Below are 26,344 nucleotides of genomic sequence, written 5' to 3'. Positions count from 1 at the left end.
ATCACCCATGGGGGACAGTGTCGCGGAGCGCCGGGAACTCCGCGGGCCAATCGGCGACCTGGCCCGGCGGATCGCTGTGCAGGCGCGCCGCCAGCCACTCGTCGCGCCGGACGCCGCGCTGCCACCCCCCCGAGCCGCGCCAGACCCTCGTAGCGAAACCCGTTGCGGCGCACTGCGGCCGCCGACGCGTAGTTGCCGACGAACGCGCGCCAGCTGATCCGGGCCAGTCCCATGCCGTCGGCGGCGAAGCCGAATGCGCAGACCATCGCCACCGCGCGCGACATGTGGCCACGGCCGCGGTGCTCGGGGCCGAGCCAGAAACCGATCTCGCACGCGGTCGGGTCTTTTTGCTCGAGGCCGATCATGCCGATGACGGGTCCGTCCGCCGCGAGGCGCAGCGCCCAGGTCGGGCTGCGCGCGGCCCAGCCCGGTACGACGAAGTCGGCGAAGAATTTCTCGGCGTCCGCCGGGCCGTACGGCACCGGGATCGTCGTCCACTCGCCGATGGACGGGTGCTGGCAGCGGGCGATGATGACATCGGTATCGGCCGCGGTGGGCGGGGAAAGCCAGACCGCGCCGTCCGAGAGCGTGCGGATCTCCATCGAGCCATCGTGACACGGACGGGTCGACGGGGGCATCCGGTTATCGGATGACCGGATGGATACCGCGGTGATCGCCCGACCAAGCGGACCGTAGAATCGGCCCGATGGTTGCCGCTCTTCTCGCCGACTTGTTCGAATCGCATCGGGCTCATTTGCTTTCCGTCGCCTACCGGCTGACGGGCAGCGTCGGCGACGCCGAGGACGCGGTGCAGGAGAGTTTTCTGCGGTTGGCGGGGACCCACCAGTCCGAGATCGACGATCTGCGGGCTTGGTTGACCACCGTGGTGAGCCGAATCTGCTTGGACCACTTGCGCAGTGCGGCGTCGCGCCGGGAAACCTATGTGGGGCAATGGTTGCCGGAGCCGATCGTCACGGGCGTCACGCCGTCGAGTACGCCGGATCCGCTGGAATCGGTGGTGCGCAGGCAGGAATACCGCATGGCCGCGATGGTCGTGCTGGATACCCTCACCCCGCCGCAGCGGGTGGCGTTCGTGCTGCACGACGGGTTGGCGGTGCCGTTCGACGAGATCGCCGAAGTTCTCGGCGTCTCCGCGGATGCCGCGCGGCAGTTGGCCGTTCGGGCGCGCAAGGCGGTCGATGGCGTGCCCGCCCCGGTATCGGACGACGAGCACGAGGCGGCCGTTCGTCGCTTGCTCGCGGCGCTGGCGACCGGCGACGTCGCCGCGGTCGCTCGTGCGCTGCACCCGGATTCGGTGCTCATCGGCGACGCCAACGGCACCACCTCCACGGCGGTGAACATCGTCGGCGGCGCGGAGAAGATCGCCCGCTTCATGCTGGGTCTGGTTCGCAAGTACGGCATCGGCGACACCGATCAGGCCGCGACTCGCTACGAATTCGCCACGGTGAACGGGCAATTGGGGCTCGTGATGAATCTGGACTCGGAGACCGAGGAACAGGATTGGCATCCGGCGCGGGTCGTCGGTTTCACGGTGCGCGACGGATTGGTCTGGGGCACTTACGATCACGCCAACCCCGCCAAGCTGACCGGCGTGCGGCTGGCCTGAACCGCCGGGCCGGACCCTCATCGCCCGACCCGGCGGATCGGACGGGTCAGGGGGTCGTCGAACCGGTGAACCAGTCGCCCGTCGAGGATCCGGTGCCGCCGTTGCCGGTGGTGGATCCGGTGAACCAGTCGCCGGTCGACGATCCGGTGAACCAATCACCGGTGCCGGCGATCAGATCGTGCGCCACTTCGCGAATCAGACCGAGTACGGTTCCGGCGACCTCCGACGCGGCCGGATGCAGTACGAGGTCGAGATACGAGGCCATGAGCGCCCCTTTCGAGACACCGCCGCGGGGCGGCGGCTTGTGAGATAGAACACGGCGAGGCTAGCTGCCCATGGGAGAACGCACAACAGCGCAGGTAGGAGCATCAAAAAGAAAGTGAAACATAGCCTTTCGCTATCTAATGGCAACAATGGCGATCGCTCCGCTACTCTCCGGGGTATGTCCGCACGCCCCGCGACCGTCGCTCGCCTCCGCCCCTTCGCCGCCACGATCTTCGCCGAGATGACCGAGCTCGCCGTACGGCACGAGGCGGTGAACCTCGGTCAGGGCTTCCCCGACACGGACGGGCCCGCGGGCATGTTGGAGGTGGCCAGGCAGGCCATCGCCGACGGCGTCAACCAGTACCCGCCCGGGCGCGGCATGCCGGTGCTGCGCCGCGCCATCGCGGCCGACCGGGCCCGCCGCTACGGCACCGAATACGACCCGGACACCGAGGTGCTCGTCACCGTCGGCGCGACCGAGGCGGTCAGCGCCGCCATGCTCGGGCTGGTCGAGCCGGGTGAGGAGGTTGTGCTGATCGAGCCGTACTACGACTCCTACGCGGCGGCGATCGCGCTGGCGGGCGCGCAGCGGCGCACGGCTCGGCTGGTGGCCGACGGCGATCGTTTCGTCTTGGATCTGGACAGCCTGCGCGCCGCGATCACCTCGCGGACGCGGATGCTGGTGGTCAACTCGCCGCACAACCCGACCGGCACCGTCCTCGACCGCGCCGATCTGACCGCGATCGCCGAGCTGGCCTGCGAGCACGACCTGATCGTGCTCACCGACGAGGTCTACGAGCACCTCGTCTACGACGACAACGAGCACATCAGCCTGGCGACGCTGCCCGGCATGGCCGAGCGGACCGTCGTGGTGTCCAGCGCCGCAAAGACTTTCAGCGTCACCGGCTGGAAGATCGGCTGGGCGTGCGGCCCCGCCTACCTCATCGACGGCGTGCTCGCCGCCAAGCAGTTCCTCACCTTCGTCGGCGGCGGACCGTTCCAGCCCGCTGTCGCGCACGCGCTGACCAACGAGCTCGACTGGGTCGCCTGGTTGCGAGATGTTCTCTCCGACAAGCGCCTTCGCCTCTCCGCCGCCCTCGCCGACGCGGGTTTCGACGTGAAGGTCAGTGGCGGAGGCTATTTCGTCTGCGCCGACCTCAGGCCGACCGGCCGCGCCGACGGACTCGAGTTCTGCCGGGAGATCCCGGAACTGATCGGCGTCGCCGCGGTGCCCGTCAGCGTCTTCGCCGACGACAAGCCCGCGTGGAATCACCTGGTGCGGTTCACCTTCTGCAAGCGCGACGAAACCCTCGACGAGGGCGTGCGGCGTCTGCGCGCCGCCGTCACGATGACCGGCAAACGCTGACCGAAGGTGTCAGGTTTCGATGTGAGGATCGAGACCATGACGACCCAGTACTACACCGCGGCCAGTCTCGACGGCTACCTCGCCGACCGGGACAACTCGCTGAGCTGGCTGTTCGCCGTCGCCGACGCGGACTCCGCCACCGATGACATCGGCGTGTTCCTCAGCGGCGTCGGCGCCATGTGCATGGGCGCGACGACCTACGAGTGGATCACGGCCAACGAATCGCCGCAGTACTGGCACGACAACTACGGTGACCGGCCCTGCTGGGTGTTCACCCACCGCGAGCTGCCCGCCGTTCCCGGCGCGAATCTGCGTTTCGTCTCGGGTGCCGTCGAGCCGGTGCACGAGCTGATGGCCGAGGCGGCGGGCGAGCGGAATATCTGGATCGTCGGGGGTGGCGAGCTGGCCGGGCTGTTCGCCGACGCGGGTCTGCTCGACGAGGTGATCGTCGGCATCACGCCGGTGACGCTGGGAGGCGGAGCGCCGCTGCTGCCGCGCCGCATCCTGTCCGATCGGATGACGCTGGTCGACGTCCAGCGAATGGGGCAGTTCGCGCGGCTCACCTACCGCCTGAGCTGAACTCGGTCGAATCAGCTCGCGCCGTGGCAGAGGAAACCGCCGAGGCCGATGGTGAAGGCGAGGCAGCCGTACAGCGCGTGCTCGACCGACACCACCAGCAGCGAGCCGGTCCGCCGGTACCGGTAGCCGAAGAGCACGCCGCCGACCAAGGTCAGCGCCACAGCGATCCAGTTGCCGAAGATGATGTGCGCGAAGCCGAATGCGGCGGCGTTCGCCGCGACCAACGCCCACCCGGTGCCGAAGGCGGGCGCGTACCGCTGGAACAGGAACTTCCGGAAGATCAGTTCCTGCGGATACACCGAGAACAGCGGATAGAACACCATGACCATCGCCCACAGCAGCGGTTCGGTGCGCGGCAGCTCGAAAAGCCGGTCCGGGCTGAGCACGGCGAGCGCGACACCGATGGCGACGGCGGCGGCGACCCACAGGGCGAGCATCGACGGCAGCACGGCGCGCAGCGAGCGGAAGTGATCGCGGAGCCCGTAGGTGGGCACCCGCTGTTCGCGCAGCCAGAAATGCGCGCCGACGGCGAGCACGATCAGGAACGGAATGGGGCTGCCCGGACTGCCCAGCGCGGCGTAGCCGCCGACCAGCCCGAAGTAGAGCGCGGTGAATTCGACGGCGAGCCAAGTCATTCGGCGGCGATCGCGCGCCGGGGGAAGGTCCTGCCGCAGCTCGGTGGCCGTCACGTTTCCGAGATTACGGGTGGGCGCAGGAGGTCGCCATGTCTCTTTCGGTCCAGCGGCGCTGGGTCGTTGGGCGTGGGGCGCTGGGTTGGTTGGGCGTGGGGCGCTGGGTTGGTTGGGCGCGAGGCGCTGGTTGGTTGGGCGCGAGGCGCTGAGTTCATCGGCCGTGGGGCGCTGGGTTCGTTGGGCGCGGGCGCGCGTCGGTTCGGCCCGGGTCGGCGTGGCCTTTCGGCTGCGCGTCGTTCAGTCGGGAGAGCGATCGAGGCGGCCGGTGTTGCGCCGGGCCTGCGGCGCGTGCCAGCCGTAGCGGCGAGCCAGCAGGCGGAAGGCGATGGCGAGGAAGGCGGCGAGCAGACCGGTCCACGCCCAGTAGGCGTCGAAGTGCAGCAGCGTCGCGGTGGCGGCCGCGCCGAGCAGCGCGGGCACCGCGTACAGCTCTTGGTCCGGGCGCAGCACCCGCGGCACCTCGCCGCCGAGCACGTCGCGGATGACACCGCCGCCGATCGCGGTGACCATGCCGAGCAGCGCGGCCGTCGGCGCGCCGACGCCCTGGGCATAGGCGACCGCGGTACCGGTCACGCAGAACAGGCCGAGCCCGACGGCGTCGAAGACCTCGAGCGGGCCGGTGAGCCGGTGCGACGGGTGCTTGAAGAAGATCACCAGCGCCGTCAGCAGGGACGCGCACAGGTAGGTCAGGTCGGTGAAGGCGGCGGGCGGCGTGCGCCCGATGAGCAGGTCGCGGATGACGCCGCCGCCGAGCGCGGTGCTACAGGCCAGCACCGCCATGCCGAAGACATCCATGTTCTTGCGGACGGCGAGCAGCGCGCCCGAGGCCGCGAACGAGACCACCCCGAGCAACTCGCCCATGCGCTGGGCGGCGTTCACGGCGGAATCCAGCTGCGTGGCCATGACGTCCAACCCGGCGACCATGGAACCGCTCCTTTCACCCTTCTTCGCTCAGCAGGTTTGCACGTCGGTTGCGCTGTGAGTTCCGCGACACCCGATTGCCGATCGGCGAGCGGTCGCAAACGCGTGGCGATTCGTCCGCCGAATCGTGGCCGCCCAACGTCGCCAAGGCCACCGGCCTGCCGCACCCGATGGGCGTCGTGGTGGTCGCCGACTCGGACGAACCACCGTCGCTCTTCGCTGCCGAGTATCGGGACCGGCTGCTCGAGCCGCATCGGGAGATCGAAACCGAAGGACCGTTCGTCGCCCACTCGGCGCGCGTACTGATCGAGGCCCGCAAACCGGCCTGAGATCAGGCCCGTCGATGCCGTCGGGACGGAGCGGACGAGCGGTGTGCCCGCCGAGCCGACTCGGGTAAGGCCCGCGCCGAGCGGAACCTGGGATCGCGACGAGCCTGGTCCCGCGCCGGGATGGGACGCGCCGGGATAGGACGAGCCGCGCCTCAGGCCGGTGCCGGGCGGGCGCGGTCGGTCGCGAGCAGCACCGCGACCGAACCGAGCATCGTGCCCATCACATACCGCTGCGCGCGCAACCACAGTGGCCGACCGGTCAGGAAGCCGGAGATGGAGCTCGCGGCGAGCACGATCAGTCCGTTCACGGTGAGCGCGACGGCGATCTGGATCGAGCCGAGGGACAAGCTCTGGAGCCAGACCAGACCCCGGTCGGGCGCGACGAACTGCGGGATCAGCGCGAGGTACATGATCGCGATCTTCGGATTGAGCAGGTTGGTGACCAGGCCCATGGTGAACAGCCGCCGGGCCGGATCGGCGGGCAGCTCCGAGGGCGCGAACACCGAGACGCCGCCAGGTCGCAGCGCCTGCCAGGCCAGCCACAACAGATACGCCGCCCCGGCCAGCTTCACCGCGAGATACAACCCGGGCACCACCGCGAACACCGCGGTGATACCGGCCGTCGCCGCGGCGAGATACACGCCGAAACCGGCCGCCACCCCGGCCAGCGACACCAGCCCGGCCCGCCGCCCTTGGGATACCGTCCGAGAAACCAGATACATCATGTTGGGCCCGGGTGTGAGCACCATGCCGAGCGCGGCCGCCGCCACCCCGACAATCGCCGCCGTCTCGATCATGCCCCCGATCGTCGCCGACCGCGCCCCACCCCGTCTCGGTCCACTTCGACTCCGCTGGACCCCCACCGTGACCGGCGCAACGGAACAAAACGCCCGTGCCGGACGCTGGTAGATCAGGAGCCGAAGCCGCCGCGCGCACCCACCGCGGCCTGCGGGTTGTCGGTGGCCTCGGGAAGAATGGGCCGAGCAGGCGCACGACCGTGCATGAATGGAATGAGCGCACGTCCGTATTCGGCAGGTGTACTTGTGCGGAGACGGCGCCCAAGCAGACCCTGTCTTCCCGTTGCCAGGCACTCACGCGGAGAAGCACCCTATGTGCGGGTTCACCTGCCCCCGATACGAGGAGAGACTGTGACCGACGGTCCGCTGATCGTTCAGAGTGACAAGACGCTGCTGCTGGAGGTCGACCACGAGTTGGCCGACACGGCGCGTCAGGCCATCGCGCCGTTCGCCGAGCTGGAGCGCGCGCCCGAGCACGTGCACACCTACCGGGTGACGCCGCTCGCGCTGTGGAACGCGCGCGCAGCCGGACACGACGCCGAGCAGGTGGTCGACGCTCTGGTCAGCTACTCCAGGTACGCGGTGCCGCAGCCGCTGCTCGTCGACGTGGTCGACACCATGGCCAGGTACGGCAGGTTGCAGCTGGTGAAGCATCCCGCGCACGGCCTCACGCTGGTCAGCCTGGACCGCGCGGTGCTGGAAGAGGTGCTTCGGCACAAGAAGATCGCCCCGATGCTCGGCGCGCGCATCGATGACGACACCGTGGTGGTGCACCCGTCCGAGCGTGGGCGGATCAAGCAGATGCTGCTCAAGATCGGCTGGCCCGCCGAGGATCTGGCCGGGTACGTCGACGGCGAGGCCCATCCGATCGAGCTGGACTACGCCGGCGGCCACTGGCACCTACGCGACTACCAGCAAATGGCGGCGGACTCGTTCTGGGCGGGCGGCTCTGGCGTCGTGGTGTTGCCGTGCGGCGCGGGCAAGACGATGGTCGGCGCCGCGGCGATGGCCAAGGCCAAGGCGACCACGCTGATCCTGGTGACCAACACCGTCGCGGGCAGGCAGTGGCGGCGCGAGCTGCTGGCCCGCACCTCGCTGACCGAAGACGAGATCGGCGAGTACTCCGGCGAGCGCAAGGAGATCCGGCCGATCACCATCGCGACCTACCAGGTGATCACCCGCCGGACGAAGGGTGAGTACAAGCACCTCGAGCTGTTCGACAGCCGCGACTGGGGCCTGGTCATCTACGACGAGGTGCACCTGCTGCCCGCGCCGGTCTTCCGGATGACCGCGGATCTGCAGTCCCGGCGCAGGCTCGGCCTCACCGCCACCCTGGTGCGCGAGGACGGCCGCGAGGGCGACGTGTTCTCGCTGATCGGCCCGAAGCGCTACGACGCACCGTGGAAGGACATCGAGGCGCAGGGCTGGATCGCCCCGGCCGACTGCATCGAGGTGCGGGTGACGCTCACCGACGCCGAGCGGATGTCATACGCGACCGCCGAGCCGGAGGAGCGCTACAAGCTGTGCTCGACCGCGCGCACCAAAATCGCGGTGGTGGAATCGATTCTGGCCAAGCACAAGGATTCGCCGAGCCTGGTGATCGGCGCGTACCTGGAACAGCTCGACGAATTGGGCGAGCACTTGAACGCGCCGGTGATCCAGGGTTCGACGAAAACCAAAGAGCGCGAAGAGCTTTTCGACGCGTTCCGGCGCGGTGAGATTCCGGTGCTGGTGGTGAGCAAGGTCGCGAATTTCTCCATCGATTTGCCGGAAGCTTCGGTGGCGGTGCAGGTTTCGGGAACTTTCGGTTCGCGCCAGGAGGAGGCGCAGCGGCTGGGCAGGCTGTTGCGTCCCAAGCACGACGGCGGTCAGGCGCATTTCTATTCGGTGGTCGCCCGGGACACGCTGGACGCCGAATACGCCGCGCACCGGCAGCGTTTTCTGGCCGAGCAGGGGTATGCGTATCGCATTACGGATGCCGACGACTTGCTGGGTCCTGCCATCGGATAAGTGGAGGCAAATCCTCCGCAACGTGTGCTAGGAAAGAGACGTGCGACGCTTCGAATTCGCGGTGGACCGCAGGCACGCCCATGCGGTGAACGAAGTGTTCGCCGACCTACGCCGGTTGCGCATCGCCGCGATCGCGGCCGCCGTCATCGCCGCCACCGTGACGGCCTATCTGATCTGGCTGAACCACCCGTGGTCCTATCTGCTGGCGGTCGCCTTCGCGCTCGGCACGGTGACCGCGCTGTGGGTGGCGCTGTGGTCGCCGCACCGGTCGAGCATCGATCGCCTCTACGCCGACGGTGAACTCGTGCCCGCCGTCGTCTCGGAGACCTATCCGACCGGCGTCGTGCTGCTCGCGCTCGTCGACGTGTCGACGCCCGAGGCGACCGATCCGCGCTACGCCTTGGTGATCCGCAAGGTGCGCGATCTGCCAGGGCACGAGAAGCGCGCGGGCGAGCGGGTGCCGTCGGTGGCGATCCGCACCGACCGCGCGCCGCGCCAGGTGGGGGAGCGCTGGCAGTCGGTGAGCGCCATGCCGATCGCCTGGGGGACCAGGGACGACCGGGTCATCGCCAAGGCGCGCGCCGCCATCAGCGAGGTCGAATGGCAACTGCTCACCGACAATCTCGCGCTCGCCGCGCAGGTGCGCCGCACCTCGGCCAAGCGCCTGCTGCTCGATCCGCGGCAGCTGCCGGACGATCTCGGCAACTGAGCGCGCCGCCTTCGCGCGACACGCCGTGTGCCGTCCACGGCGAAATACACTGCCGTGATGGTTCCCATGACCAACCTGTTGGCGTTCATGGCCGCAGCCACCCTCATCGTCGTGATCCCCGGCCCCGGTGTGCTGTTCACCGTCGGGCGGGCGCTCGCCCTCGGCAGGCGGGCCGCGCTCATCTCGGCCGTCGGCCACTGCGCGGGCGTGCTGATCTGCCTGGTCTTCGTCGCGATCGGGCTCGGCACCTTGCTCGCCGCCTCGTCGCTCGCGCTCACCGTGGTGAAGTTCGCGGGCGCGCTGTATCTGGTCTACCTGGGCGTGCAGGCGATCCGCGAACGCAAGGCTTTGCGCGACGCGCTCGGCGCGAGCGTGGACACCGGCGCCGACGGCCGCGTCTTCCGGCAGAGCGTGCTCGTCGGCGTGACCAACCCGAAGGGGATCGTGTTCTTCTCCGCCGTGCTCCCGCATTTCGTCGATCCGGCGACCGGTTCGCTGCCTTTGCAGTTCGTCGTTCTCGGGACGGTGTTCCTTGCCATCGCGCTGGTGTCCGACAGCGCGTGGGCGTTGCTGGCCGCCTCGGCCCGCAGCTGGTTCGCCAAGTCGCCGCGTAGGCTCGAAGCCGTCGGCGGAGCGGGCGGCGCGATGATCGTCGGACTCGGCGCGTCGGTGGCACTCAGCGGCACCGCGGACTGAACCGGCTACCATCCACCTGCGCGGTACGCCGGTACCGGTATGGGGTGCGGTGAGAGGGGCGGTTGTCGAATGAGGTTGTCCGGCTTGGTAAGTGCCGCGGTCGCCGCGGTCGTGCTGACGGCGGCGGGACCGGCGAACGCCGACCCGTTCGTCGGTGCGCCAGGGCTCGGCGATCCGTACTACCCCATGGACGGCAACGGCGGCTACGACGTCCGCCACTACGACGTCACCATCGATTACGACCCGCCGAGTCGCCTGCTCGACGGCAGCACCCGCATCGACGCCGTCGCGACGCAGGCGTTGCGCGCGTTCAATCTCGACTTCGCCGGGCCGCCCGTGCGGATGGTCTGGGTGAACAACCAGCCCGCCTCCTTCGACCGCAACGGCGAGCACGAACTCACGGTCACCCCGCTGCTGCCGATCCTGCCCGGCTTGCCGTTCACCGTGACCGTCGATTACGCGGGCGAGATGACCAGCACCGTGGGCGAGGGTTGGACCTTCGCGCCGAGCGGTGGCGCGTTCGTCGCCGGTGAGCCGCACTCCGCGACCACCTGGTACCCGCTCAACGACACCCCCTTGGACAAAGCCACCTTCGCGCTGCACGCGACCGTGCCCGCGGAGTGGGAGGTCATGTCCAACGGATACCGCACCCGGAACTCGGTGCATGCCGACAAGCGCACGGTCAGTTGGGAATCGCGCTCTCCGGTCCTCGGCTACCTGACCACCGTCGCGATCGACCACTTCTCCTACCTCGAGCAGCAGCGCGCCAACGGCATGCCGCTGCTGAGCGCCTTCGCCCCCGACGCCGAGCACAACCGCGAGCTCGAAGCGCGGCTGCCCGAGATCCTCGACTTCACCGAGCAGCTCTTCGGCCCGTACCCGTTCGACGCGGCGGGCGGCATCTACGTCGACGCCGACATCGTGTTCTCCTTGGAGACCCAGACCCGCCCGATCTACGCTCCGTGGACCGATCTGCAGACCGTGGTGCACGAGATCGCGCACCAGTGGTGGGGTGACGCGGTATCGGTGCGGCAGTGGTCCGACATCTGTCTCAACGAGTGCTTCGCCAGTTACACCGCCGACTACTTGTGGCCGGAGCGGATGGAGGGCAAGGACGTCGACGCCCAGTACCGCGAGACCATCGCGAAGTGGTACGACGAACAGACCTTCTGGGATATCCCGCTGGAAAACCCCGGCGCCGGTTTCGAGTTCACCTCGGTCTACTACCGCGGCCCGCTCTTCCTGCACGCCCTGCGCAAGCAAATCGGCGACGACGTATTCTTCGGCGCGTTGCGGGAATTCCTCGCCCGACACGCCTACGGCAACGCCTCGATGCCCGAGTTCCGCGCGTTCGTGCAGTCGAAGACCGGGACGGATCTGCGCGGATTCTTCGACGCGTGGCTGAACCAGACCGCACCGCCCGCCGACGAGTACCTCTTCCCTGGCGACCTGCGGCTCTGAGCTCAGCCCTCCACGCGTGCCCGCGCCCGTTCCACCCAGCGCCGCACCCGATCGAGTTGCCGCTGCGCCGAACGCAACTCGTCCTGCGCGCCGCGTTCTGCGGTGCGGGCGAACTGTTTCTCCTGTTCGGCGTGCTCGAGCTCGGCGCGCAGCGCGGTGATCCGCTCCTCGATCTCGGTGCGCCGCGCGGCCGTCTCGTCGGCCTCCCGCTGCGCCGAATCCATGGCGGCGTCAGCTGATTCGAGCGCGGCGCGGGCGTCTTCCAGTTCCTGGCGAGCCTCCGCGTCGGGTTCCTCGGTCTTCGGTTCCTTGCCCTTCTGTTCTTTGCGCGCCTGCTTCTTCGCGGAGCCCTTGCCGTCGATCGCGACCAGCTCCGGCCCGGCCGGACCGAATCCCTCGTAGCTCGCGGCGGTGGCCAGCGTGCCGGTGCGCACCTGATCGGCCACCTCCGGGTCGGCGAGGGCCGCGGTCAGAGTCTGGCCTACCTCGCGCAGCACGCCCTCGTTCACCGGCTTGCCCGCCTCGGCGGCCAGCGCCCCCGCCCGTCGGGACAGCGCGTTGACGACCTGCTGCCGCTGGGTGGTCAGCGTGCGCAGCTGGTCGCCGGACAGTTGGCGCTGCGCCGTGCGCAGGGCGTCGCCGAGCCGAAGCAGGGCGTCCACTTCGTCGGGTACCGAGCGGGCGAGCAGGTTCACCGTCCACGCGGTGACGGTCGGTTTGCGCAGCTTGCCGATGGCGGCCGCGAGCTCCTTGTCGCCGGACTCCTTGGCCTCGGCGACCCGTGCGGCGCGCGCCGCGACGAACTCGGAGGGCTCCACTGCGTACAGGTCGCCTGCGACGTCCTCGAGCGTCATACCTGCCAAGCGTAACGACTCGCCGTGCGCCGACGACACAGTCGACGTATTGGACGAACGTCCACCAAGTGGGCGATCTGCGGAAGGCATTGTCAGTGAACTACTTTGGTCTGCAAATGCTCGGTCAACTGCTCCCCCGCGTGCTGGGATTCGCCATCCTCGGGATGTACGGCACCATTCTCTGAACCCGCCCAGGCCGCGCGCCGGACCGAGTTGATGCGGTCACCGCGATCGTGCGGGTATCCTCACCGCGTTCACGCCCGTGAACGTATTCGGTGAGAGAGGTTTTCCCGTGAAGTTCCCAGGAACGAGGCTGCTGGCACGTGTCGTGCTCGCCCTCCTGGCGGTGGCCGCCCTCGCGGTCGCGGTGACCGGCTGTTCGACGATCGACAACGCAACCAAGTCCGACGTGGCCAAGACGAAGGTCGGTGACTGCATCAACATCACCGACAACTCGCCCACCGCCACCAAGGGCGAGCCGGTCGAGTGCTCCTCGCCCAAGGCTGTGTACAAGGTGCACCAGAGCTTCGACCAGAAGACCGAATGCGCGTCGAAGGAGTACACCAGCTACACCGAAGAGCTGGCCAGCGGCGGCACCGCGTTCCTGTGCCTGGCGCCGAACTTCGCGCAGGGCGCCTGCTACAACGACGTCGCGACCTCGCCGTACAAGTGGGTCGACTGCACCTCGACCGAGGCGACCTTCAAGGTCCTGCAGCGCGTCGACGGCCAGACCGACGAACTGCTCTGCGAGAGCGCCACGGAGTTCATCACCGTCTCCGACCCGAAGACCCTGTTCTGCGTGGGCAAGCCCAACAGCTGATCACTCGAGCAGTGCGACCGACGCGATCCGGTGCAACGTGAAGTGCCGGACCGCGCCCGTCACCGGGTCCAGCGCGTCGAGTTGCCCGTTGCCGACTTTCAACGGCTCGACGACGCGCTGGGACGCGACGCCCGAGGCGTCGACGTAGCCGATGTTCACCGGCCGCCGCACCCGTGCCGCCAATTGCAGCAGCGCGAGTGTGGCGGCCGTGCTCGTTCTGGTGCCGTCCGTGCGCACCGACTGACCCGAGCGCGCGCTCGCCGCGCGCTCGCCCGCCCTGAGCTCGGCGACGAGCAGCTCGAGCTGTTCGGTACTCGGCGGCGACGGCCGGTAGGCCTGACGCGCGTTCGGCCGCACCGAGATGCGCGCGCCGCGGGTGCGCAGATCCACGATCGCGCCCGCCGAATCCTCGCCCGCGGGCGCGAACCCGGCCGCACGCAGCTGTTCGAGCACCTCGCCGAGCGGCGCCTGCGAGATCGCCACCGTCGGCGCCACCGCACGCAACGCGAGCGCGCCCGCGACCGGCGCCGCCAGCACCTGCGCGAGCAGCGTCGGATCGTCGCTGCGCACGAACGACTGCGCCATGCCCGCGCGCAGCCTGCCGTGCCTGCGGGCCACGTCATCGATGAGATAGGTCAGCGCCTGCGGGATCGGCGTGCGGGAGTGCGTGGTGAACAGCGTGTGCAGCTCGGCGGCCGTCAGCCCGGCGTCGAGCGCGCGCCGCACCGAGTCCTCGCCGATCCGATAGACCGTTGCCGCGCCAGCTGATTCGACGTCGGCGACGAGCGCGACCCGCTGTTGCAGCTCGGCCGTCAGCGGGCCGGGGGCGATCACCGTCAGGTCGGCCTGCACCAGGACGTGGTCGACCGGGGCGGGCAGCGCCTCCTCCATGGCGGCCTCGGCGTCGGCCGCGCTGGTCACCGCGCCGTGCAGCAGCGCGCGGCCGGGCGAGCCGAGCGCGCCGCGTCCGATCAGACCGACCTCGGCCGCCTCGCGCACGGTGTTCTCGATCGCCTCGCGCCGGAAGTGCCTGCGCCAGCGCGGCTGTCGCCAGGCCAGGATGCGGCCGATGTCGGTGGGGTCGAGCGCGCTGCCGGACGGGAATTCGGCGAGCAGTTCCAGAATGGCGCGCCGGTCCCGTGGCGCGGTCGGGGTGCGCAGCTCCAGGGAGAGCGCGGCCAGCGGTTTGTCGTTGGCGTCGCGCATACCGATCATCCACGGCATCCGGTCCAGATCGAGCCACACCATCGCGAGCACGGTCCAGCGCCGCGCGGCGGGCCCTTCCAGCCAGGCGTCGGCGGCGGGCGTCGGCGCCCAGTAGTCGTCCACCGAGTCGAAATCCGGCGGCGGGTCCGGCTGGCCCTTCTCGATGAGCTTCGCGGCCGCCAGCAATTCGACGAGCAGACCTGCTCGCGTCTCGTCGATGCCGGTCTGCTTGGCGACTCGGCGCAACTCCCGTACGCCGAGTCCGCCCGCGCGCAGTGCTGGTGCGGGCGTCTGCCCCAGCGCCTCCAGGATGTCGGTGCAATGGCGCAGCAGCTCGCCCACCTCGCCCGCCGCGACGGCGTTGACGTCGGCGGGCGCGTACTTGGCCGGCTCCGGCTTCGGGGGAGTCAGCGCGTGCGGATGGGTGACCGGCTCGCGGCGCAACACCTGGCCGACCGTGATCGGCAGTTCCACGGTCTCGTCGTCGATCCGGTGCAACAGCCTGCGCGCGAGCAGCTGCTGAACCGGACGGTCGGCGGGGGTGCCCGGCGCGGCGTCCTTGGTGCGACCGCGCGGACCGGTGCTCGCCAGTTTCTCCAGCAGGGCGCGTTCGGCGGGGGATACCGCGGCAAGCGCCGTGACGACCTCGGCTTCGGTGAGCGCGTCGGGCAACTCGGTGGTGCTGCCGATCGGCCACGGCAGGGCTTCGGCCGCCGCGGCGCTCGAATGCAGATCGTCACCGTCGAGCCAGACCAGGGCGCGGGCGGTCAGACGGTCGAGCGACTCCTCGATCGCGGCCTTGGTCGCGCGTCCTTTCAATTGCGCGTGCAGCGCTTTTCGGGTCAGCGGCGTGCCGTCGCCCGGCGCCCGCGAGGCGCCGTGCACGGCAAGCGTTTCCACGATGGCGAAGTCGAGGGTGTTCAGATCGTCGGTGGCGCGCAGCACCGACGCGCGCTGTTCGGCCCTGGCCGCCAGCACCGCCATCGAGGAGGGCAGCGGCACAGCGAGATCGGGCCGCAGCTGCAGCAGCCGCACCAGCTGGTCGTCGCTGCGCGCCCCGAGCCACGCGGCAAGGGCACTGGTCAGAGTCATCCGATCCAGCCTAGTGCGATACCAGGCCGCTCGCCGGACCAGGACACTCTGTTCCATCGCAGATGCCGATATGCCTGACGCGACGACAGCTTTCGCACGGCCCGGGTAACTCACCGGGGACGGGCTGACGTCACCCTCGTCGCAACCGCCGGCCGCCAACGCTGCTCGGCCCCGCACCTAGGTCTGGCCTGAAACGCGGAGAGGCGGGGGAGCTAGCATGAGGGGCGTGGTGAACAAATCTAAGAAGCCCTATGTCGACAACGGTTGGCCCCAGGTGGCCGATGGTGATCACGCGGTCACCGAGCTCTCCTCGACCCGGTCCGGTGGCCTGTCGCCCTACGGCGAGGACACCGAGTTTCCGGTTCCGGCCGAGCAGCTGGCCTACGTGCACCCGCACACGGTGATCAACCGCTGATCTCGGCCGACCGCGGCCGCAGGTACGAACAAGGCCCCCGCATCCTCGTTGATGCGGGGGCCTTGTTCGTGAAACGAGACTCAGGAGGGCAGCAGGCCCTTGTTCGCCTCGTAGAAGTTCACGACGGCGGGATCCAGCGTGACCCCGTTCGCCTTGGCGGCGTTGAAGAAATCGAGTGCGGGCTGCGGAATCTGCACGCCCTGCTGCTGCACCGCGGCGATCGCGCGGTCGACGGCCTGGAAGATCTCTTGGTTGGCGTCGGCGGCCTGGGCCTGGGCCTGGGCCTGCGGTGCGGACGGCTCGGGGTTCCAGCGCGGAGCCTCCGCGCTGGCCGGAGCGCTGCGCTCGGTCGGGGCGCTCTTCAGCCCCAGCTTGGCCGAGCACGACGGCCAAGCGCCCCAGCCTTGCGAGGCCAGGACCTTTTCGGCGACGACGATCTGCTCTTCGCGGGAGGCCTGGTTGGCGGTGGCCGCGAACTCCTGGCCGCCGTGCGAGTTCCAGGTGCTCGGGGAGAATTGCAGGCCGCCCTGGAAACCGTTGCCGGTGTTGATGCCCCAGTTGCCGCCGGCTTCACACTGTGCGAGGCGATCCCAGTCGGAGTCGGGAGCCGCGCTGGCGTTTCCAGCGAGGGCCACACCTGCGGTGCCGAAGATCGCGCCGGTGACGGCGACCTTGGCTACGGTGCGCCCGGTGGAGGTCGGCTTGCGATGGCGTCCACTCATATCGGGTGTCTTCCTCTCGTCCGCACCTGCGAGGTTTCGCTCGGGTTCGGACTGAGAGGTCGTCCGTCCCGCCCTCGCCCCTGTTATCCGTCGGGGTCCGGTACCCGCGGGGCGAGGTTCGGTGCGGCGGGCCGGTGGTGCCGGGTGTCCCGGCTGGGATAGACCGTACGTCGATCCGCGCGAAAAATCACTATTTGGTAACCGGCGTGTACGCGCGGGTCTCGATGTGGTCTCGGTGGGTGCGTGACCGCTTCCGCGCAGCTAGGAGGCGCGACACGCCGCTGCTTTGGCACTGTTGCCCCTCCGTGACCTTCTCGTGATGTGACGAGGATCACACCTTGGAGTGGGTAACGAACCGGTCGGGTACTCAGTTCGCGGTCATCTGGACCGGCGGCCGGACCACAGCGCGAACACCAGCGCGCAGAGGAAGCCGACGGGCGCGAGCATCGCGAGCAGGTACAGCCACAGTCCCGGCAGGCCGTCGGTGAGGATCGGCGTCAGGAAGATCGCGATGACCGCCAGCAATCCGATCGCGAACAGAGCGAGCGCGAGCTTCAACAACCAATCTCCGGAGCGGCGCGGCGAGTCGCTCGGCGGCGGCGGCGCGGAAGGGTTCGTCACCTCTCGACCGTAAAACTGATGTGCTTCGGTTATTGCCACCGGGGTAGACTCGATGACAATCGCGTCCTACAGGCTTGTGGGGCGCGTTCTTTTCGCAAACTGACAGGAGCTGCTCCCGGCGGGAATTCGCCGCGCAGTTTCGAGCAGACGGATGTGCTCGGACCGTCCGGGTCCGGGTGTCGATGATGAACGGGTGAGCGCAGTGCCGACCGGCAGGGTGAAGTGGTACGACGTCGAAAAGGGCTTCGGCTTCCTTTCCCAGGACGAGGGTGAGGACGTCTACGTCCGCTCGTCCGCGCTGCCCGACGGTGTCGAAGGCCTGAAGCCCGGGCAGCGCGTCGAATTCGGCATGGCGGCGGGCCGTCGCGGTCCGCAGGCGCTGAGCCTGAAGCTGCTCGAGGCGCCGCCGTCGGTGCGGCAGGGCCAGGAACGCGATCGCGGCAACCGCAAGGAACCCGCCGGTCCGCGCCGCACGCCCGACGAACTGCACGGGATGGTCGAGGACATGATCACCCTGCTGGAGACCAAGGTGCAGCCGGACCTGCGCAAGGGCCGGTACCCGGATCGCAAGTCCGCGCGCACCATTTCCGAGGTCGTCCGGGCCGTCGCGCGGGAACTCGACCACTGATCGACACAGGTCGATAGCCCCGCGCACGGCCGGAGCGAAGGCGGCGATACGCATTTCGACCGATCCGCCGGGATGCCGTGCGCGCCCGGCGGATCGAGCGGTCAGGCCGTGCGGATCGACCAGGCGGCGTGCGGAACGGTTGTCTCCCTGCCGCTCTCGTCGATCGCGGGCACCGGCAGCTGCAATTCCACGCCGATGAGGCGGAGTTCGGGCAGCGGACGCGAATCGATGGTCAGCGCCAGCGTGCCGTCGGGGTAGTCGTTGTGGCTGATGACCCGATCCACGATGTCGCCGTTCGGCAGCGCGTAGACCAGCTGCGCCAGCCACGGTGCCTCCGCGATCGAATGCGGCAGCGACAGTTGCAGCGGGTAGCCCGCGGGCACCTCGAGATCGACGGATTCGCCCTGGCGGCAATTGGATAGGTCGAGCTGGTCGTCGCCGACGATCCGGATGTCGCAGTACTGGTACGGCGGCACCGTGACCGACTTGCCGTACGCGTAGGCGGTGATCTCGGGGTCGTGCTCGGGCGCGTTGCGCACCGCCACGATCACCACGACGGCGGTAACCGCGACTACGAGCGTCAGCGCGACACCGACCAGCGCGGCGACGGTGCGGCCAGAGAGCTTGTTCACCAGATCGGATCTCCCGTTTCTCGTTGGATGCCGTCGCCGTGCGGTTTCCGCGCCGCGGGCACTTCCTGTTCCGCGTGCTGCGGCCGGTTCCCGCCGAAGCCGGGCAACAGCGAATGGCCGCGGTAGCTGACGAAGGTCTGGATCAGTCCGAGCACGAGTATTCCGGAAACGACCGCGAAGCCCTTCCAGTAGTCGGTCGGCAGCAGCACGCCCGCCGCGCCGCCGACCACCCAGCTCAGTTGCAGCACGGTCTCCGAGCGGCCGAAGCCGGAGGCGATCGACTCCGGCGGCAGATCGTCCTGGATCGACGCGTCCAGCGACACCTTCGCCAGCGCGCTCGCGCCCGCCGCGACCAGGGTCGCGACCGCCGCGCCGAGCAGGTTGTCGGCGAAGATCGCGAACACCGCGACCCCGGTGCACGCGGCGGTGCAGCCGAGCACGATCAGCGAGGGCCTGCCGAGCGCCAGGCGGGCGCCGGTGGCGTTGCCGGTGAAGTTGCCGATCGCGGCGGCCGCGCCGACCACGCCGAGCATCGCCGCCTGTTGCACCGGCCGGTGCTCGGTCGCCTTGGCGACGAACGCCACGTAGAAGGTGAGGAAGCCGGTCAGCACGCGGATGGCGCTGTTGCCCCACAGTCCGGTGACGACGGCGCGCCCGAGCGGCTGCCTGCGTTTGCGCGCGGGCACGGCGGACTGCGCGCCCTCGCGCAGCACCTCGGTGTTCGCGTCGTCGCCGTGATAGCTCAGGGTCGCGGGCACTTCGCCCTCGGTCACCTCCACCCACCGCGGGATGCGCAGACTCAGATAGGCGCCCGCGCCCGCGATGAGAACGGCGAGCACGAGCGCGCCCGTGGAACCCGTGATCGCCGCGACGAGCGCCGCGATGCCGCCCGCGCCGATGGTGCCGCCGACCAGACCGAAGACGGTGAGCCGGGAGTTGGTGCGCACCAAGTCGATATCCGGCGGTAGCACGCGCGGTGTCACGGCGCTCTTGAGGACCGAGAACGACTTGCTGCCGATCATCATGCACAGCGCGAGCGGATAGAGCGCCCACGTGTCGAACTGCAAGATCAGCACCACGGCGAGCACGGCGCGCGCGCCGAACGAGGTGGCGAGTGCCAGCCTGCGGCCGCGCTGCAATCGGTCCAGCAGCGGGCCGATCAGCGGCGCGATCACCGCGAACGGCGCGATGGTGATCAACAGGTACAGCGCGACCTTGGACTTGCTCTCCGCGGTGGCGCTGGCGAAGAACAGCGTGTTGGCCAGCGCCACCGCGATCGCGGCGTCCAGCGCGAAGTTCGCCATGGTGGCGTAGGTCAGCGCGGTGAGGCCGGACTTGTCCGCGCCGTCGGCCTTGGCCGCGCGCTGGAAGGTGGCGATGCCCTTCTCGGTCAGCTCCCGGCCGCGCAGCGCGGCGACCCTGGTGACGGTCAGCTTGCGCGGTGTGCGCTGTTCGGGCGGCGGTGCGGCCGGTTCCGGCTGCGCCGGTTCGGGCGGCAGGTCGGGCGCCTCGAAGCGCTTGGTGTCGGCGGGCTGCCGTCGGAAGACGCGGCGCGAGGTCTTACGTGTCGGCTCGTCGTCCTGCCCTCGGCGGCCGAGCTCGCGTGTTCGAGCGTGCGGGTCGGGCTCCTGCGGCGTTTTGCGCAATGGACCGAGCGGACCGCGCTGGGGTGCGTTGCGGCCGGGATCCAGCGGCGGCAGCGGCCTGCGCCGGGCGGGCGCGTTGGGCGGGGGATATCGGTCGTAGCCGGGATGCCGTTCGATCGGCGGCTCCTCGCCATCCCATGGACCACGCTCGGGACCGAAGGGATCGCGCGGAGTAGTCACCACTCAATTCTGTCGTACTACGGCGACAGGAACGCACCGGCGCTCCTCGTTGCCGGGCAGAAGTGACGTTCCTCGCGCCCCGCCGAGACTCAGGCGGGCACGAAACGGACCTCGAACACGGTCGGCCAGTATTTCCCGGTGATCAGGAAGCGGTCGGTGCCCGGGAGCTGGGCGATGCCGTTGAGCACGTCGGCCTCGGCGCGCTGCTCGCGGGTGAGCAGGTCGGCGGCGTCGGCGACGCCGAGCACTTCGCCGGTGTCCGGGTCGATGCGCAGGATCCGGTTCGTCGGGTAGTCGTTGGCGTAGACGGAACCGTCCGCGGCGCAATCGAGTTCGTTCAGGTGCGCGCCGCTGCGGTTCTTCAAGGTCACCGAACCGGTGGGGGCGAAGGTGGCCGGGTCGCGGAAGGTCAGCGTGTTCGAGCCGTCGCTCATGACCAACCGGCCGTCCCGCGCGCACAGGCCCCAGCCCTCGCCCTGGTAGGCGGCCTCGGCCCGGGTTGCGAGGGTGACCGGGTCGCGCGCGAAAGCGATGCCGTCCTGCCAGGTGAGCTGCCACAGCGTGTCGCCCGCTCTGGCGATGCCCTCGCCGAAATACGGGGCGGGGACTTCGGCGCGGGCCAGTTCGGCGCCGGTCCGCAGATCCGTCGCGCGCACGGTGGAGCGACCACGCAGTCCGGTGCCTTCGTAGAGGACGTCGCCGTGCACCTCGAGGCCCTGGGTGAAGGCTTTCGGATCGTGCGGCCGGGTGCCGACGACCTCTATCCGCAGCCGCGGCGGCTCGGGCTCCTCGGCGCCGCAACCGCACGTCGCGAGCAGACCGACCAGCACACCGATGGCCAACGCACGCCGATTCCGCTCCATACGGCAAAATGTAGGCCGTGAGCGCAGCATCTGTTTCGGAGTCCGACGTCCGGCCGGTCCTTGCCGAAGCCGCGGACCTGGCCCGCCGTGCGCTCCTGGAGTTGGAGCCCTCCGCCGTCGGCGCGCACCTCGGCGTCAGCGTCGAGGACGAGAGCGCGGCGACCCACCGTTTCGAGGCCACCCTGCCCGGCTATCGCGGCTGGCAGTGGGCCGTCGTCGTGGCGGCCCCACCCGGCGCCGATCGCGCGACGGTCAGCGAGTCCGCGCTGCTGCCCGGTCCGGACGCCTTGGTCGCGCCCGAATTCGTGCCGTGGGACCAGCGGATCCGGCCGGGCGATCTCGCGCCCGGCGACCTGCTCGCCCCGCCGCAGGACGACCCCCGGCTGGTGCCCGGCTACGTGCGCAGCGGCGACCCGGAGGTCGACGAGGTCGCGCTGGAGATCGGCCTCGGCCGCACCAAGGTGCTCAGCGAGGAAGGCCGTATCGAGGCCGCCGAACGCTGGTACTCCGAATACGGCCCCGACACCGAGATGGCCAAGGCCGCGCCGTCCACCTGCGGCAAGTGCGGCTTCTACGTCCCGCTCGCCGGTGCCCTGCGCGCCGCTTTCGGCGTCTGCGGCAACGCGATGGGCGCGGACGGACACGTGGTACACGTCGAATACGGGTGCGGCGCGCACTCCGACGTCGTCGCACCGACGGGCAACGGTTCGCCGCTGTACGAGGCCTACGACGACGCGGCGTTCGATGTGATCGCGCCGGAGGAGTTGGGCAAAGGCGCCGAGCGGTCCGTTGCCGAAGAGGTTGCGGACGAAGAGGTTTCCGCTGATGGGGAGACGGCCGATGCGTCGGTTCCCGCTGGCGATGTGAGCGCTGAAGGCGCCTCGTCGGTGAAGGGTACGGCCGCCGTGACCGAGGACGGTGCCGGGAGCACTGCTCCATCCGTGTCGGAAGCGGCCGATGCGTCCGAGGCGGCCGCTGTCGACCTGAGCGCCGAAAGCGCCCAGTCGGTGCCGGAAGCCGCCATCGCGATCGAGGACGGCGCTACCGACGCGAGCGCTGTTAGCGCCCCGTCGGTGCCAGAGGCTGCCGTCACCCCGGAGAACGGCGCTGCCGCCGTGAGTGCTGAGACCGTCCACACCGAGCCGGAGGCCGTCGCCGCTGAGGCGGACGCTGCCGAGACGAGCGCCGAGGTACACCCGTCGGTGCCCTCGGAGACGGCCGCCGATGCGGATGCGAGCGCTGAGACAGCGCCGTCGGCCGATGCGGGCGAGTCGGGAGTCGAGACCGCGGACGCTGGGCAGGCGGAAGCGACCGGTGCCGAGGCCGCTCTGGCCGAAACGGCTTCGACCGCAACCGAGCTGAGCGCCGATGGTGCCGCCGTGAGCGGTGATGCTCAGGTCGATGCCGTGGCCAGCAGCGACGAGCGAATCGCTGTCGAGGGTGAAGCCGCGACTGGCGTCGAGGGAGTCGAGCAGGCGGAAGTGGTCGCCGAAGCTGCCGCGGCCGAGGCCCAGCCGGAGGCGATCGCCGACGCGACGGCGGCCGAGTCGGCCGTTGCCGATGCGGCGGAACCGTCGACGCCGCGCGACCTCCTCGCCGCGGATGTCGCCGCGGCCGAGGATGAGGCCGAAGGTGCCGCGAACGATGTCGCCGCCGAGTTCGGTTCGATGACCGACGCGGAGCAGCCGTCGGGTGAAATCGCCACGGTTGACGATGCGGCGGAGGGTGAGACCGACGCGGCTGCGACTGACGTTGCCGCCGAGCCGGGTTCGGCGACCGACGCGGGACCGGAGTCCGGGTCATCGCCGCGGAACTGACGGGCTCGGCCGACCCGTTCGGCACCGAGGGGCTGCGCGCCGCCGTCCTCGCTTCCTGGCGTGATTCGCCGACCCGGCTTCGGGAGGATGCCGCCACCGAGGCGGATCTGGTCCGGGCCGGTTACCGCGATCGCCTGCTGACCGAGCTGGCGCAGAACGCCGCCGACGCCGCGGCCAAAGCGGGTGCCGCGGGTCGGATCTCCGTTCGGCTGGACGGTCGCACGCTGTACATCGCGAACACCGGTGCGCCCTTGGAGCTCTCCGGCGTCCACGCGCTCACCGCCCTGCGCGCTTCCGGAAAGGCCGAACCGACCTCCATCGGCCGGTTCGGTGTCGGCTTCACCGCCGTGCTCACGGTGAGCGACGACATCGAATTCCGTTCCACCACAGGGTCGCTGCACTTCTCCCGCGCCAGGACGCGAGAGGCCCTGCGCGAGTATGGGATAGCTACACCGGGCCTGGTCGCCGATCACCATCGTCAGGCCGACGCGCCGCGCAACCATCCGGCCGTTGCATCGGGCGACGATACTGCCGTTGCGTCGCGCGATGATTCGGCCGTTGCGTCGGGCGACGGTACTGCCGTTGCGTCGCACGATGATTCGGCCGCTGTGTCGGGCGACCGTTCGGCCGTTGCGTCGGGCGACGGTACTGCCGTTGCGTCACGCGATGATTCGGCCGCTGTGTCGGGCGACGGTACGGCCGGTTCGGCGGGCAACACGGTTCCGAACGACGCCGCGCAAGCTTTCCAACCTCCTGCCCTCCGGTTGACCTGGCCGCTGGAGGCATGTCCCACACCGGGCTTCGACACCGAAGTCGTATTGCGCCTACACGCCGACATCGACGCCGACGCATTGCTCGCCGCCATGCGCGACGAGGCCGCGGATCTGCTCCTGGAACTGCCCACCCTGCAATCCATTCGGATCGGCGACGACGAGTTCACCTCCGCGGTGCGCGAACTCGGCGGCGGCCTCCAGGAACTACAGGTGTCGGGTCCGGATGATCGTCGCCGAACGTGGTGGCAGTTCCGCACCGCCCGCGCGAGATGGCTGCTGCCGCTGCGCGAGGGCAAACCCCACGCCGCACCGCACGACGTCCTTCGCGCGCCCACGCGCTCCGACGAGGAACTGTCCCTCCCGGCCCTGCTGATCGCCGACATTCCGATGCAACCGGACCGGCGCCGCCTGCTACCCGGCGCCCGCATCACCGAACTGGCCTCCGGCTACGCCGATTTCGCACGCGCCCTCCCCGCGACCGACCGCCTCGTCCTGGTCCCCACACCAGGGTTCGCCCGCAGCGAGACCGACGGCCTGCTCCGTGAGGCCCTCATCCGCGAACTGCAAACGCACCCCTGGCTGCCGGTGGTCGGCGCACCCTCGAAGCCTATTCCCGCCGCCGAGCCGGGCCGCGTCACCGAAGCTGGCCCTGCCGCTGAGCTGAATCTCGACGCCGCGCCGAACTCCGCCGCCCGGTTGGGCGCCGTCGCGGGGTCGAGCTTCGAAGCGGCTGCCGACTCCGCCGCTGGGCCCACCCCTGCCGAGCTGGACCTCTACGCCGACCCGAACGTCGGCGCCGAGTCCAGTTCCGGTGCTGCGTCCACCGTCGCAGCGGGGACTTACTCCGGCCCGGCATCTGGTCTTGCCGTGGAGTCCGGGCCCGGCGCGCACCCTGCCGTCGGACCAGCCGCAAATGAAATCCCCGCGGCCGTACCCGCCCGCGCGAGCGTCTTCCCCGACCTCACACCGGAATTGGCCGACCTCCTCGACGACATCGTCGGCCCCTTGGTCATCCCCGAGCTCTCGGGCCGCGCCCACACCGAGGCCCTCGCGGTCCTGGACGTGCACCGCCTCGGCCTCGCCCGGCTCGCCGAACTCTCCGCCGGTGTGGAGCGCCCGCCCGCTTGGTGGCGGGATTGGTACGCGGCGCTGGAGCCGTTCGTGGTCGACCCGCTGTCCGCCGAAGAGCTCGGCGCGCTGGCTGTACCGCTGGCCGACGGCCGCCTGGTGACCGGTCCGCGCACGGTCGTCCTCGACGACATGCTCGAGGTCGCCATCCCGCTGCACTGGGCGCGCCTGGTCCATCCGGAGGCCGCGCACCCCCTGCTGTCCAGGCTCGGTGCGCGCTCGGCCACCGCGGCGGACCTGCTCGCCGATCCGGCGCTGCACGCGGACCTGGAAGACCACCCCGACGATCCCGACCTGGTCGACGCGGTGCTCCGTTTGGCCGCGTACGCCGATGCGGACGCGCTGCCGCCCTGGCTCGGCTCGATCGAATTGCCGGACACCGCAGGCGAATTGCTGCCCGCCGACGAGCTGCTGCTGCCCGAGGCGCCGCTGTACGCGCTGCTCGTCGAGGACGCGCCGCTGGGCACCGTCGCCAAGGAAATCGTGGACGAGTACGGCGCGCAGGCGCTGCGGGCCGTGGGCGTCGGCTGGGATTTCGGCGTCGTCTCCGAGTCCGACCCGACCGGGCCCGATCATCATCTGGACGACGAAGAGTCCTGGTGGGCGAGCCTGCCCGAGGAGCCCGCCGAGTTCGCGGCCGTCCGCGACCTGGACCTGATCGACGACATCGCCTGGCCGGACGCCCTGCACCAGCTGCTCGCCGAACCGAAGACCAGGCGTCTGCTCGCCGACCCGGACGGCTACACCGCGTGGTGGCTGCGCAGGCACGCCCGCCTCGACGGCATCCCGCTCGGCCACCACCTGCATCCCGACGACACCGAATTCACCGGGCTGCTCCCACGGTTCGCGGTTCCCGGCCTGAGCCACGCCGACTTGGCGGTACTGCGCTCGGTCCTCGCGGATCCGGAGCGAATCACCCCGGACCTCGCCGAGGCGCTGCTCGCCGCGCTGGCCGATCCGGCGAACAACCCTGAGCCGCAGATCGTTTCGCGCGCGCACCGCCACCTGGCCGCCGCGGCGTCCCGTCTCGACCTCACCGAGCTGGTGCTGCCGGAACGGGTGCGCGTACTGTCCGGCGACGCGGTGCAAGCCGCCGACGCGATGGTGCTCGACCTGCCGTGGTTCGGCCTAGCGCTGCCCCCGGATCGCCTGGTGCTCGGCGACCAGGAGACCGCACCGAGCCTGGCGACCCTGCTCGACCTGCCGCTCGTCTCGGAGTCGGTGACAGCCGAGGTACTCGGCGCGGGCCGACGCACCTCGTGGTCCGCCGACCCGCTGGGAGTGGTTCTGCGCGAACTGTTCTCACTCGCACCGCAGGACGGCGAGCTGGTGCTGCACGACGACCTGCGCGTGCGGCTGTCCGGCGCGGTGACCGGGACGGTGTCGGTGCCTTGGTGGCGCGTGGGGACCGAGACGCACATCCGCGTCCCGAGCCTCATCGACACGACGACGCCCGAAAGCATCATCGACGGAACGACGTTCGAGAGCCCTTAGAC

General features: G+C 70.0%; 23 protein-coding genes and 3 pseudogenes. 13 read left to right on the top strand and 13 right to left on the bottom strand.

Annotated elements, in window-relative coordinates; translation table 11 throughout:
• Position 1 precedes the first annotated feature (1 nt).
• Positions 2 to 602, bottom strand: a pseudogene (locus AB0H49_RS02250) (GNAT family N-acetyltransferase).
• Positions 603 to 706: 104 nt separating this feature from the next.
• Here AB0H49_RS02250 and AB0H49_RS02245 point away from each other — a divergent pair.
• Positions 707 to 1,627, top strand: coding sequence for a sigma-70 family RNA polymerase sigma factor (locus AB0H49_RS02245; RefSeq protein WP_355000278.1), 921 nt, complete (start codon positions 707 to 709; stop codon positions 1,625 to 1,627).
• A gap of 46 nt (positions 1,628 to 1,673) precedes the next feature.
• Here AB0H49_RS02245 and AB0H49_RS02240 read toward each other — a convergent pair whose 3' ends face one another.
• A complete protein-coding gene (locus AB0H49_RS02240; protein WP_355000277.1) occupies positions 1,674 to 1,892 on the bottom strand; it encodes a hypothetical protein in 219 nt (72 codons plus the stop codon).
• A 177-nt stretch (positions 1,893 to 2,069) separates the two neighbouring features.
• On the opposite strand from AB0H49_RS02240, the gene AB0H49_RS02235 reads away from it, so the two are divergent.
• Entirely contained in the window at positions 2,070 to 3,257 is a 1,188-nt protein-coding gene (locus tag AB0H49_RS02235; protein WP_357246195.1) for a pyridoxal phosphate-dependent aminotransferase, read from the top strand.
• A 36-nt stretch (positions 3,258 to 3,293) separates the two neighbouring features.
• Entirely contained in the window at positions 3,294 to 3,836 is a 543-nt protein-coding gene (locus tag AB0H49_RS02230; protein WP_357246193.1) for a dihydrofolate reductase family protein, read from the top strand.
• Between the two features lie 11 nt (positions 3,837 to 3,847).
• Here the strand turns inward: AB0H49_RS02230 and AB0H49_RS02225 are convergent, their stop codons facing one another.
• Together AB0H49_RS02225 and AB0H49_RS02220 are read right to left on the bottom strand one after the other, a co-directional pair.
• Entirely contained in the window at positions 3,848 to 4,525 is a 678-nt protein-coding gene (locus tag AB0H49_RS02225; RefSeq protein WP_357246191.1) for a CPBP family intramembrane glutamic endopeptidase, read from the bottom strand.
• Between the two features lie 240 nt (positions 4,526 to 4,765).
• Positions 4,766 to 5,452 (bottom strand): trimeric intracellular cation channel family protein, encoded by a 687-nt coding sequence (locus tag AB0H49_RS02220; RefSeq protein ID WP_355000273.1) that lies wholly within the window; start codon positions 5,450 to 5,452, stop codon positions 4,766 to 4,768.
• A 218-nt stretch (positions 5,453 to 5,670) separates the two neighbouring features.
• On the opposite strand from AB0H49_RS02220, the pseudogene AB0H49_RS02215 reads away from it, so the two are divergent.
• A pseudogene (locus AB0H49_RS02215) lies at positions 5,671 to 5,778 on the top strand (SAM-dependent methyltransferase); the annotation flags it as partial.
• A gap of 152 nt (positions 5,779 to 5,930) precedes the next feature.
• Here AB0H49_RS02215 and AB0H49_RS02210 read toward each other — a convergent pair.
• The gene (locus tag AB0H49_RS02210) at positions 5,931 to 6,575 is read right to left on the bottom strand and encodes a LysE family translocator (protein WP_357246186.1); all 645 of its coding nucleotides are present in this window, start codon (positions 6,573 to 6,575) and stop codon (positions 5,931 to 5,933) included.
• 351 nt (positions 6,576 to 6,926) lie between these two features.
• On the opposite strand from AB0H49_RS02210, the gene AB0H49_RS02205 reads away from it, so the two are divergent.
• From AB0H49_RS02205 to AB0H49_RS02190, 4 genes are all read left to right on the top strand, one after another.
• Positions 6,927 to 8,585, top strand: a complete 1,659-nt coding sequence (locus tag AB0H49_RS02205) for a DNA repair helicase XPB (RefSeq protein ID WP_355000271.1) — start codon at positions 6,927 to 6,929, stop codon at positions 8,583 to 8,585.
• A 40-nt stretch (positions 8,586 to 8,625) separates the two neighbouring features.
• On the top strand, positions 8,626 to 9,294 hold the full coding sequence (locus AB0H49_RS02200) for a DUF3239 domain-containing protein (protein ID WP_357246183.1): 669 nt from the start codon (positions 8,626 to 8,628) through the stop codon (positions 9,292 to 9,294).
• Between the two features lie 57 nt (positions 9,295 to 9,351).
• Positions 9,352 to 9,990 (top strand): LysE family translocator, encoded by a 639-nt coding sequence (locus AB0H49_RS02195; protein ID WP_357246180.1) that lies wholly within the window; start codon positions 9,352 to 9,354, stop codon positions 9,988 to 9,990.
• Between the two features lie 69 nt (positions 9,991 to 10,059).
• Entirely contained in the window at positions 10,060 to 11,451 is a 1,392-nt protein-coding gene (locus AB0H49_RS02190; RefSeq protein WP_357246178.1) for a M1 family metallopeptidase, read from the top strand.
• Positions 11,452 to 11,453: 2 nt separating this feature from the next.
• On the opposite strand, the gene AB0H49_RS02185 is transcribed toward AB0H49_RS02190, so the two are convergent.
• Positions 11,454 to 12,305 carry a hypothetical protein gene (locus AB0H49_RS02185; protein ID WP_357246175.1) on the bottom strand — a complete coding sequence of 284 codons (852 nt, stop codon included), beginning with the start codon at positions 12,303 to 12,305 and terminating at the stop codon, positions 11,454 to 11,456.
• A 292-nt stretch (positions 12,306 to 12,597) separates the two neighbouring features.
• Between AB0H49_RS02185 and AB0H49_RS02180 the strand changes: the two genes are divergently transcribed.
• Positions 12,598 to 13,125, top strand: coding sequence for a hypothetical protein (locus AB0H49_RS02180; RefSeq protein WP_355000266.1), 528 nt, complete (start codon positions 12,598 to 12,600; stop codon positions 13,123 to 13,125).
• Here the strand turns inward: AB0H49_RS02180 and AB0H49_RS02175 are convergent, their stop codons facing one another.
• Positions 13,126 to 15,423, bottom strand: a complete 2,298-nt coding sequence (locus AB0H49_RS02175; RefSeq protein WP_355000265.1) for a helicase-associated domain-containing protein — start codon at positions 15,421 to 15,423, stop codon at positions 13,126 to 13,128.
• A gap of 226 nt (positions 15,424 to 15,649) precedes the next feature.
• Between AB0H49_RS02175 and AB0H49_RS02170 the strand changes: the two genes are divergently transcribed.
• Complete coding sequence (locus tag AB0H49_RS02170) at positions 15,650 to 15,838, top strand: hypothetical protein (protein ID WP_067840224.1); 189 nt, start codon at positions 15,650 to 15,652, stop codon at positions 15,836 to 15,838.
• Positions 15,839 to 15,918: 80 nt separating this feature from the next.
• On the opposite strand, the gene AB0H49_RS02165 is transcribed toward AB0H49_RS02170, so the two are convergent.
• Both AB0H49_RS02165 and AB0H49_RS02160 read right to left on the bottom strand, forming a co-directional pair.
• Positions 15,919 to 16,560 carry a resuscitation-promoting factor Rpf1 domain-containing protein gene (locus AB0H49_RS02165; protein ID WP_357246170.1) on the bottom strand — a complete coding sequence of 214 codons (642 nt, stop codon included), beginning with the start codon at positions 16,558 to 16,560 and terminating at the stop codon, positions 15,919 to 15,921.
• A 378-nt stretch (positions 16,561 to 16,938) separates the two neighbouring features.
• Positions 16,939 to 17,181 carry a hypothetical protein gene (locus tag AB0H49_RS02160; RefSeq protein ID WP_355000263.1) on the bottom strand — a complete coding sequence of 81 codons (243 nt, stop codon included), beginning with the start codon at positions 17,179 to 17,181 and terminating at the stop codon, positions 16,939 to 16,941.
• A gap of 202 nt (positions 17,182 to 17,383) precedes the next feature.
• Between AB0H49_RS02160 and AB0H49_RS02155 the strand changes: the two genes are divergently transcribed.
• Positions 17,384 to 17,809 carry a cold-shock protein gene (locus AB0H49_RS02155; RefSeq protein ID WP_355000549.1) on the top strand — a complete coding sequence of 142 codons (426 nt, stop codon included), beginning with the start codon at positions 17,384 to 17,386 and terminating at the stop codon, positions 17,807 to 17,809.
• A 101-nt stretch (positions 17,810 to 17,910) separates the two neighbouring features.
• On the opposite strand, the gene AB0H49_RS02150 is transcribed toward AB0H49_RS02155, so the two are convergent.
• From AB0H49_RS02150 to AB0H49_RS02140, 3 genes are all read right to left on the bottom strand, one after another.
• A complete protein-coding gene (locus AB0H49_RS02150) occupies positions 17,911 to 18,441 on the bottom strand; it encodes a DUF2771 domain-containing protein (RefSeq protein WP_355000262.1) in 531 nt (176 codons plus the stop codon).
• The gene (locus AB0H49_RS02145) at positions 18,438 to 20,267 is read right to left on the bottom strand and encodes an MFS transporter (protein WP_357246167.1); all 1,830 of its coding nucleotides are present in this window, start codon (positions 20,265 to 20,267) and stop codon (positions 18,438 to 18,440) included. The genes AB0H49_RS02150 and AB0H49_RS02145 overlap by 4 nt, the downstream gene beginning before the upstream one ends.
• Before the next feature lie 89 nt (positions 20,268 to 20,356).
• Positions 20,357 to 21,130, bottom strand: coding sequence for a glutaminyl-peptide cyclotransferase (locus AB0H49_RS02140; RefSeq protein WP_357246164.1), 774 nt, complete (start codon positions 21,128 to 21,130; stop codon positions 20,357 to 20,359).
• A gap of 17 nt (positions 21,131 to 21,147) precedes the next feature.
• On the opposite strand from AB0H49_RS02140, the pseudogene AB0H49_RS02135 reads away from it, so the two are divergent.
• Positions 21,148 to 21,882 (top strand): annotated as a pseudogene (locus AB0H49_RS02135) (DUF3027 domain-containing protein); the annotation flags it as partial.
• A gap of 1,186 nt (positions 21,883 to 23,068) precedes the next feature.
• Here AB0H49_RS02135 and AB0H49_RS02130 read toward each other — a convergent pair.
• Complete coding sequence (locus AB0H49_RS02130; protein ID WP_357246631.1) at positions 23,069 to 23,317, bottom strand: hypothetical protein; 249 nt, start codon at positions 23,315 to 23,317, stop codon at positions 23,069 to 23,071.
• On the opposite strand from AB0H49_RS02130, the gene AB0H49_RS02125 reads away from it, so the two are divergent.
• Complete coding sequence (locus AB0H49_RS02125; protein WP_357246161.1) at positions 23,199 to 26,342, top strand: ATP-binding protein; 3,144 nt, start codon at positions 23,199 to 23,201, stop codon at positions 26,340 to 26,342. The two genes, AB0H49_RS02130 and AB0H49_RS02125, sit on opposite strands and share 119 nt — an antisense overlap.
• Positions 26,343 to 26,344 lie beyond the last annotated feature (2 nt).

It is taken from the genome of Nocardia sp. NPDC050713, from assembly GCF_040654315.1.
GTDB lineage: Bacteria > Actinomycetota > Actinomycetes > Mycobacteriales > Mycobacteriaceae > Nocardia.
The sequence above is the reverse complement of the archived record's forward strand: the minus strand, read 5'-3'. Positions and strand labels throughout refer to the sequence as shown.